Raw genomic sequence first — 6,574 nt, forward strand, 5'->3', positions numbered from 1 at the left:
CCGTCGGCCGAACAGCAGCAGGACAGCGACTCCTACCAGTCGTGGCCGGCGATCTCCCGGATGCCCGGCAGCGCGGCCTCGAAGACCGTCTCGAACCAGACCGAGAACGGCTTCTCGGCGCGCAGCTCGCGCAGCTCGGCCGCGGTGACGAACCGGGTGTCCTCGACCTCCTCCGGGGCCGGGTCCGGCACGGCGGTGACCAGTCCCACGAACAGGTGGTTCCACTCCCGCTCGATCAGGCCGCTGGCCTCGTCCGGCAGGTCGTAGCGGACGGTGCCCGCCTCGCACAGCAGGGCCGGGGCGACGCCCAGTTCCTCGGCGGTGCGGCGGGCCGCGGCGACGAAGGGCTGCTCGCCGGGGTAGGGGTGGCCGCAGCAGGTGTTCGACCAGACCCCGGGGGAGTGGTACTTGCCCAGCGCCCGGCGCTGCAGCAGCAGGCGGCCCTGGCGGTCGAAGAGGAAGACCGAGAAGGCCCGGTGCAGCCGGCCCGGCTGCTGGTGGGCCCAGTGCTTCTCGCCGGTGCCGATGGTCACGCCGTCGTCGTCGACCAGCTCCAGCCGGATCTCGCCCGGGGCGGCGGACTCCGGCGCGACGGCGCCGAGGGTGTCGGGCGTTCCGGTCGGACTGACAGCAGGACTCATGGGCTCGGATGCCCCTTTCGGCACGCGGACCGGGGCCGCCGCCCCGGCCGGGGCCGGGGGCCGCCCACCCCGGTCCTGAGGTCGGCTGCGCGCACGTCGGCCCGGACCGGCCGGTCCGCCGACGGCGTCGGTGCCCAAGTCTGCCGCATGCCCGGGGGGCCGCGGGCCCGCGACGCACAGCCCGGGGGAAGAGGACCGGACGACCGGCAAAAGTGTTCGATTCGCGGTCGTTCCCGGACACCGGCCGGTCACCGACCGGCCACGGACGATCGGCGAACGGCCCCGGGCCGCGTACGGGCCGTTCGCCGAGGTCGCCTACCATCAGTGGCACCGGGCCGCCCGCAGGGAACGCCCGCTCGGCGCGCCGCAGCCGCGGCCGCACCCAGGCCCGCGCGGCGACGGCACCGAACCGGTTCGGCCGCCGGGCGGCACCCGAGACACCCAGGAGTCCCGCATGATCGGCCTCGTCCTGGCCGCCGGCGCCGGCCGCCGGCTCCGTCCCTACACGGACACCCTGCCCAAGGCGCTGGTGCCGGTGGACGGCGAGCGGACGGTGCTCGACCTGACGCTCGGGAACTTCGCGGAGGTCGGCCTGCGGGAGGCCGCGATCGTGGTCGGCTACCGCAAGGAGGCGGTGCACGAGCGCAAGGCGGAGCTGGAGCGGAAGTACGGCGTCAAGCTCACCCTGGTCGAGAACGACAAGGCCGAGGAGTGGAACAACGCCTACTCGCTGTGGTGCGCCCGCGAGCTGTTCGCCGAGGGCCTGCTGCTCGCCAACGGCGACACCGTGCACCCGGCCTCGGTGCAGCGCACCGTGCTGGACGGCAACGCCCGCCGGGCCAAGGAGGGCAACGCCCCCGGCATCCTGCTGGCGCTGGACACCGTGAAGAAGCTCGCCGACGAGGAGATGAAGGTCGTCGTCGACCCCGAGCTGGGGGTGCGCCGGATCACCAAGCTGATGGACCCGCTGGACGCCACCGGCGAGTACATCGGCGTCACCGTGATCAACCCGTCCGCCGCCGCGCCGCTCGCCGACGCGCTCAAGGCGGTCTACGAGCGCGACCCGCAGCTGTACTACGAGGACGGCTACCAGGAGATGGTCGACCGCGGGCTGACCATCGACGTGCAGCCGATCGGCGAGGTCGCCTGGGTCGAGATCGACAACCACGAGGACCTCGCCAAGGCCCGGGGGATCGCGTGCCAGTACTGACCCGCCTGGTCCCCTCGCCGGTCTTCGTGGAGATCCGCGCCGGGGCGCTGGACTCGCTCGGCGGCATCCTGGCCGACCAGCGGCTGTCCTCCGGCGGCCGGATCGCGGTGGCGATCAGCGGCGGCTCCGGCGCCCGGCTGCGCGCCCGGCTGGAGCCCGCGCTGCCGGTCGCCGACTGGTACCCGGTCACCGACGGCACCCTGGACGCCGCGGTGCTGCTGGCCGAAGAGATCCGCGACGGCCACTACGACGCGCTGGTCGCGCTCGGCGGCGGCAAGATCATCGACGCCGCCAAGTACGCCGCCGCCCGGGTCGGCCTGCCGGTGGTGTCGGTCGCCACCAACCTCGCCCACGACGGCATCTGCTCCCCGGTCGCCACCCTCGACAACGACGCCGGCCGCGGCTCCTACGGGGTGCCCGGGCCGCTCGGCATCGTGGTCGACCTGGACGTGGTCGCCGAGGCCCCGAAGCGCTTCGTGGCGGCCGGGATCGGCGACGCCCTCTCCAACATCTCCGCCTGCGCGGACTGGGAGCTCTCGCACGCCGTCACCGGCGAACCCGTCGACGGGCTCGCCGTGGCGATGGCCCGCGCGGCGGGCGAGAACCTGCTCCGGCACCCCGGCACCCTGGACGACCCGGACCTGCTGACCACGCTGGCGGAAGCCCTGGTACTGTCCGGCATCGCGATGAACATCGCGGGCAGCACCCGGCCCAGCTCGGGGGCCTGCCACGAGATCTCGCACGCCCTGGACGTGCTGCACCCCAAGCGGTCCGCCCAGCACGGCGAGCAGGTCGGCCTCGGTGCGGCCTTCGCCTGCCACCTGCGGGGCGAGCGGGAGCTGTCCGGACTGATCGTGGAGCGCCTGCGCTCGCACGGCCTGCCGGTGACCGCCGATCAGCTCGGCTTCACCGAGGCGGAGTTCACCGAAGCGGTGCACTACGCTCCGAACACCAGACCGGGGCGCTTCACCATCCTCGAACACCTCGACCTTCCCGTCACAGACATCAGGGACGCGTACGCCGACTATGTCCAAGCCGTCAACAGCTGAACGCCCTCCGGTCGACCTGACCCGTCGCCCGTCGATCGAGGAGCTCCGGGCGGTCATCCACCCCGAGGGCATGCTCCAGCGCCGCAGCGCCGAGCACTGGGCCGGCCGCCTGTACATGCGGAAGATCTCGCTGCGGATCACCCGCGTGCTGTCGACCGTCACGGTGATCACGCCCAACGGCCTGACCTACCTGATGATGCTCACCGGCATCCTGGCCGGCGCCGCCCTGGTGGTCCCCGGCCTGACCGGCGCGATCCTCGGCGCCCTGCTGATCCAGGTCTACCTGCTGCTGGACTGCGTGGACGGCGAGGTCGCCCGCTGGCGCCGGCAGACCTCGCTCACCGGCGTCTACCTGGACCGGGTCGGCCACTACATGTCCGAGGCCGCGCTGCTCACCGGCCTCGGCCTGCGGGCCGCCGACCTGTTCCACCGCGAGGGCGCCGCCGCCTGGCAGTGGGCCTTCCTCGGCACGCTGGCCGCGCTCGGCGCCATCCTGATCAAGTCCGAGACCGACCTGGTCGACGTGGCCCGGGCCCGCTCCGGGCTGACCGCCGTCGAGGACAGCGCCTCGGTGCCGCGCTCCACCGCCGTCGCCAAGGCCCGCCGGGCCGCCTCGCTGCTCAAGTTCCACCGCCTGGTCGGCGCCGTCGAGGCCTCGCTGTTCGTCCTGGCCGCCGGCATCGCCGACGCGGTCCGCGGCGACCTGTTCTTCACCCGGCTCGCGGTCGTGGTGCTGGCCGCCATCGCGATGCTGCAGACCGTCCTGCACCTGCTGTCCATCGTGCTGTCCAGCAGGCTGCGATGAGCGACGACTTCCGCCTCGGCGCGGTCATCATCACGATGGGCAACCGGCCCGCCGAGCTGAACGCCCTGATCGAGTCGGTGCGCGCCCAGCAGGGCCCGCCGGTCGAGCTCGCGGTGGTCGCCAACGGCGCCCCGCTGCCGCCGCTGCCCGAGGGCGTGCGCAGCGTCGAGCTGCCGGAGAACCTGGGCATCCCGGGCGGCCGCAACGTCGGCATCGAGCTGTTCGGCCCGGACGGCCGGGACGTCGACGCGGTGCTCTTCCTGGACGACGACGGCCTGCTGCCGAACACCGACTCGGCGCGGCTGCTGCGCGAGGCGTTCAGCGCCGACCCGCGGCTGGGCATCGTGTCCTTCCGGATCGCCGACCCGGAGACCGGCACCACCCAGCGCCGGCACGTGCCCCGGCTGCGGGCCAGCGACCCGCTGCGGGCCTCCCGGGTCACCACCTTCCTCGGCGGCGCCAGCGCGGTGCGCTCCGCGGTCTTCCCGCAGGCCGGGCAACTGCCTGCGGAGTTCTTCTACGCGCACGAGGAGACCGACCTGGCCTGGCGGGCGCTGGACGCCGGCTGGGCCATCGACTACCGCCCGGACGTCGTGCTGTTCCACCCGGCGACCTCCCCGGCCCGGCACGCCGCGTACTTCCACAACGTGGCCCGCAACCGGGTCTGGCTGGCCCGGCGGAACCTTCCGGCCCCGCTGGTGCCCCTCTACCTGGGGACCTGGTTCCTGCTGACCCTGGCCCGCCGCCCCTCCGGTCCGGCGCTCAAGGCCTGGCTCGGCGGATTCCGGGCCGGCTGGGCCGAGCCGTGCGGCCCGCGCCGTCCGATGCGGTGGTCCACGGTCTGGCGCTTGACCAGGCTCGGCAGACCGCCAATCATCTGATCGCAACCGGTCGGAGGTCCCCGCCGGCCGCACGCGGCAGCAGCAGAGTTCCTCGCGGTACCACCCGGTTCCCCGCCCGTCCCCCCGGGCGGGGGATTTCGACCCCCTGAAGGACGAATGTGTCGACACTGAGTGACCCGGTCAACCTCTCCGCACCAAGGGGTACCGACGCGGGTCTGACCCCGAAGCAGCTCGCGGACAAGTACGGGCTGTCCGTCAGTGGCAAGCGGCCGAGCCTGCCGAAGTACGTGCGCCAGCTGTGGGCGCGGCGCGCGTTCATCAGCGCCTTCGCGACCGCGCGCCTGGTCGCGCAGTACACCACCGCGAAGCTCGGCCAGGTCTGGCAGGTGCTCACCCCGCTGCTCAACTGCGCGGTGTTCTACCTGGTCTTCGGTGTGATCATGAAGAGCCGGGACGGCGTCCCGGTCTACATCGCCTGGCTGTGCGTCGGCGTCTTCGTCTTCCAGTTCTCGCAGAGCGCGATCCAGGCCGGCACCCGGTCGATCTCCGACAACCTGGGCCTGATCCGGGCGCTGCACTTCCCGCGGGCCTGCCTGCCGATCGCCTTCACCGTGATCCAGCTCCAGCAGCTGCTGATCTCGATGGTGGTGCTGGTCGCGATCGTGCTGAGCAGCGGGATCGCCCCGGCGATGACCTGGTTCCTGATCATCCCGATCCTGCTGCTGCAGTCGCTGTTCAACACCGGCCTGGCCATGGTGATGGCCCGGGTCGGCTCGAAGACCTCCGACATCTCGCAGCTGATGCCGTTCCTGCTGCGCACCTGGATGTACGTCTCGGGCGTGATGTACAGCGTCTCCGGCTACATCCAGAACTGGCCGCCGCTGTGGCGGACGCTGTACTCCTGGAACCCGGCGACCATCTACATGGACCTGATGCGCTACGCGTTCATGCCGGACAGCTTCAACAAGCACATCTACGACGGCCACCTGGACGCGCAGGGGAACGCGACGCCCAAGGCGCTGATCCTGCCCGACCACATCTGGATCATGGCCGGCACCTGGGCGGTCGTCGCCTTCGTCGTCGGCTTCGTGTTCTTCTGGAAGGCCGAGGAGGAGTACGGCCGTGGCTGACGCAGCTCTCGACACCGTCAAGGAGGCCACCGCGGTGGACGCCGACCAGGCCCGGGTCCCCACCGTGGTGGTGGACGACGTGCACATCGTCTACAAGGTGCACGGCGCGGGCGCCGGCAAGGGCAGCGCCACCTCCGCGCTGAGCCGGATCATCACCCGCAAGAAGTCGCCCGCGATCCGCGAGGTGCACGCGGTGCGCGGCATCAGCTTCACCGCGTACAAGGGCGAGGCGGTCGGCCTGATCGGCTCCAACGGCTCCGGCAAGTCGACCATGCTGGCGGCGATCGCCGGCCTGCTGCCGACCGAGCGGGGCGCCATCTACACCAACGGCCAGCCCTCGCTGCTGGGCGTGAACGCGGCGCTGATGAACGACCTGACCGGCGAGCGCAACGTGGTGCTGGGCTGCCTGGCGATGGGCATGTCCCCGGCCCAGGTGCGCGAGCGCTACGAGGACATCGTCGAGTTCTCGGGCATCAACGAGAAGGGCGACTTCATCTCGCTGCCGATGCGCACCTACTCCTCCGGCATGGGCGCCCGCCTGCGGTTCTCCATCGCGGCGGCGAAGACCCACGACGTGCTGCTGATCGACGAGGCCCTCGCCACCGGCGACCAGGGCTTCCAGCAGCGCTCCAAGGCCCGGATCAACGAGCTGCGCAAGGCGGCCGGCACGGTCTTCCTGGTCAGCCACGACAACAACTCGATCCGCGAGGTCTGCGAGCGGACGATCTGGATCGAGCACGGCGAGCTGATCATGGACGGCCCGACCGAGGAGGTCGTCCGGCGGTACGAGAAGGGCGAGCGCCCCTGACCGGGGCGCGGTCGCACGGCGCCCGGCCCGGGGGGCGGGGGGGGGGGCCCCCCCGCCCCCCCCCCCCCCCCCGGGGGGGGGGGGGCCGC

General features: G+C 72.4%; 7 protein-coding genes. 6 read left to right on the forward strand and 1 reads right to left on the reverse strand.

The window, feature by feature from the left end; genetic code table 11:
- Window positions 1-32: 32 nt before the first annotated feature.
- Window positions 33-641, reverse strand: a complete 609-nt coding sequence (gene idi / locus ACIOHG_RS29685) for an isopentenyl-diphosphate Delta-isomerase (RefSeq protein WP_400955076.1) — start codon at window positions 639-641, stop codon at window positions 33-35.
- 454 nt (window positions 642-1,095) lie between these two features.
- On the opposite strand from idi, the gene ACIOHG_RS29690 reads away from it, so the two are divergent.
- The 6 genes from ACIOHG_RS29690 (at window position 1,096) to ACIOHG_RS29715 (ending at window position 6,485) form a co-directional block, all read left to right on the forward strand.
- Window positions 1,096-1,851 (forward strand): sugar phosphate nucleotidyltransferase, encoded by a 756-nt coding sequence (locus tag ACIOHG_RS29690; RefSeq protein WP_400955078.1) that lies wholly within the window; start codon window positions 1,096-1,098, stop codon window positions 1,849-1,851.
- Window positions 1,839-2,900, forward strand: coding sequence for an iron-containing alcohol dehydrogenase family protein (locus tag ACIOHG_RS29695; RefSeq protein WP_400955081.1), 1,062 nt, complete (start codon window positions 1,839-1,841; stop codon window positions 2,898-2,900). The genes ACIOHG_RS29690 and ACIOHG_RS29695 overlap by 13 nt, the downstream gene beginning before the upstream one ends.
- Window positions 2,878-3,705, forward strand: a complete 828-nt coding sequence (locus ACIOHG_RS29700; protein WP_400955083.1) for a CDP-alcohol phosphatidyltransferase family protein — start codon at window positions 2,878-2,880, stop codon at window positions 3,703-3,705. Before ACIOHG_RS29695 ends, ACIOHG_RS29700 begins: the two co-directional genes overlap by 23 nt.
- Window positions 3,702-4,586 (forward strand): glycosyltransferase family 2 protein, encoded by an 885-nt coding sequence (locus tag ACIOHG_RS29705; RefSeq protein WP_400955085.1) that lies wholly within the window; start codon window positions 3,702-3,704, stop codon window positions 4,584-4,586. The genes ACIOHG_RS29700 and ACIOHG_RS29705 overlap by 4 nt, the downstream gene beginning before the upstream one ends.
- Before the next feature lie 119 nt (window positions 4,587-4,705).
- The gene (locus ACIOHG_RS29710) at window positions 4,706-5,677 is read left to right on the forward strand and encodes an ABC transporter permease (RefSeq protein WP_400955087.1); all 972 of its coding nucleotides are present in this window, start codon (window positions 4,706-4,708) and stop codon (window positions 5,675-5,677) included.
- The gene (locus ACIOHG_RS29715; RefSeq protein ID WP_400955088.1) at window positions 5,670-6,485 is read left to right on the forward strand and encodes an ABC transporter ATP-binding protein; all 816 of its coding nucleotides are present in this window, start codon (window positions 5,670-5,672) and stop codon (window positions 6,483-6,485) included. The genes ACIOHG_RS29710 and ACIOHG_RS29715 overlap by 8 nt, the downstream gene beginning before the upstream one ends.
- The last annotated feature ends 89 nt before the right edge of the window (window positions 6,486-6,574 follow it).

This window comes from Kitasatospora sp. NPDC088134 (assembly GCF_044741705.1).
Lineage (GTDB): Bacteria > Actinomycetota > Actinomycetes > Streptomycetales > Streptomycetaceae > Kitasatospora.